Raw genomic sequence first — 2,193 nt, forward strand, 5'->3', positions numbered from 1 at the left:
TCAGGAGGATCATGTTCAGCAGGTAGCTACCACCTTGGTGGCGGGCGGCAATGTGGCGCTCAAGGCCGGTGCGGATCTTCAACTGACGGCCAGCCGGGTGACGGCGGGGGATGAGGCGTATCTCTATGCGGGCGGTGACGTGAACCTCAGCGCCGCGCAAAACAGTGACTACAGCTATTACCGCAAGACCAAGACCAGCAGCTCCGGGCTGTCCAGCAGCCAGAAAACACGGATCGACAGCAGCAGCTCCACCACCCAACAGGGCTCCTCCGTCAGTGGCGATACGGTGGTCATACGGGCCGGCCAAGACATTGGTGCAACCGCCAGCGATATTGTCTCCACCCACTCCACCAGCCTGGTCGCGGGACGTAATGTCGAGATCGACAGCGCTACCGAAACCAGCGAAGAAAGCCATTCGACATCGAAGAAAAAGTCCGGCCTGTTGAGCAGTGGCGGGATTGGTTTCACCCTGGGCTCCACCAGTGCGAAGAACACCTCTTCCAGCACCACCGAAAACGCCAAGGCCAGCACCATTGGCAGCGTGCTCGGCAACGTCGATATCCAGGCCGGCAAGGACCTGACCCTGAAAGGCTCCGACGTCATTGCCGGCAAGGACATCAGCCTCGTCGGACAGAACGTCAACATCCTCGCGGCGGAAAATCACAACAAGAGCGAGCAAACCTCCAAAACCAAGACCAGCGGCCTGACCTTGGCCTTGTCTGGAACCGTCGGCAGTGCCGTCGACGCCGCGTACCAGACCACCAAGCAGGCCAAGGAGGAGGACGATAGCCGCCTCTCTGCCCTGCAAGGCATCAAGGCCGGCCTGACCGGTGTCCAGGCCTGGCAAGCGGCCCAACAGGGCGGCGGGATGAACGGCGATAACATCGGCCAGTTCGTCGGCATCAGCATTTCCCTGGGCTCGCAACAGTCCAGTTCCAAGCAGACTCAGGAACAGGTGGTGAGTCAGGGCAGTAGCCTGACCAGCGGCAACAACCTCTCCATCGTGGCGGCCGGCAGTGGCACCGCTGGGACGGATGGCGACATCCGCGTGCAAGGCAGCCAACTCAAGGCAGGCAATAACGTACTGCTTGCCGCTGAGCGTGACATCCAGCTTGAGGCCGCAGCCAACCGGCAAAAGCTCGATGGCAAGAACAACAGCAGCGGCGGTGCCATTGGCGTCAGCTTGGGCGTCGGCCCCAACGGCGCAGGCCTGAGTATCTTCGCCAACGGCAACAAGGGCGTGGGCAAGGAAAAGGGCACTGGCACCACCTGGACCGAAACCACCCTGGACGCTGGTAACCAAGCGAGCCTGATCAGTGGGCGGGATGCCGCGCTCAAGGGTGCGCAGGTCAATGCGGACAAGATCACGGCCAAGGTTGGGCGCGACCTCACGCTGCAAAGTCTGCAGGACACCGACGACTACAAATCCAAGCAGAGCAATGTCAGCGGCGGAGCCAGTTTCACCTTCGGCACGATGACGGGCAGCGCTTCGGTCAGCGTCAGCCAGAGCAAGATCGACTCCAAGTACCAGAGCGTGCAGGAACAAACCGGCTTGTTCGCCGGCAAGGGCGGCTATCAGGTTGAAGTGGGCAAGCACACCCAACTGGATGGCAGCGTTATCGCCAGCACCGCAGAAGCTGACAAAAACCGCCTGAGCACCGGCACCCTGGGCTGGAGCGATCTCAAGAACGAGGCCGAATACAAAAGCCAGATGCAGAGCGCCAGCGTCAGCAGTGGCAACGGCGGTGCCGATGGCTTCACCAGCAACATGCCCAGCGGCATGTTGATCGCCTACAACCACGGCGGCAGCGCCAGCGGCACCACCTCATCGGCAATCTCCAACGGCACCTTGGACATTCGTGACCCAGGCCAGCAGAAGCAGGATGTTGCCACCCTGAGCCGTGACGTCGAACACGCCAACGGCAGCATCAGCCCGATCTTCGACAAGGAGAAGGAGCAGAAGCGCCTGCGGGAGGTGCAGCTTATCGGCGAGATCGGCACCCAAGTGACGGACATTGTTCGGACCGACGGGCAGTTGAAGGCCGATAAAGCAGCCAGCGATGAACTTGAAAAGAAAGGTATCTATCGACCAGGAAACAATGCCAGCAAAGAGGATGTTGATAACTATCAGAAGCAGTTGATTGCCACTGACGCCTACAAGCAGGTTATGGGCAAGTACGGTACGGGTGGTGA

1 protein-coding gene is annotated in these 2,193 nt (G+C 60.5%); it reads left to right on the forward strand.

What is annotated here, in order from left to right:
• Nucleotides 1-2,193, forward strand: a 2,193-nt coding sequence (locus tag U873_RS0133975; protein ID WP_025132474.1) for a hemagglutinin repeat-containing protein, incomplete at both ends; no start/stop codon positions are given.

This window comes from Pseudomonas sp. PH1b, assembly GCF_000633395.1.
In the GTDB taxonomy this organism is placed as follows: domain Bacteria; phylum Pseudomonadota; class Gammaproteobacteria; order Pseudomonadales; family Pseudomonadaceae; genus Aquipseudomonas.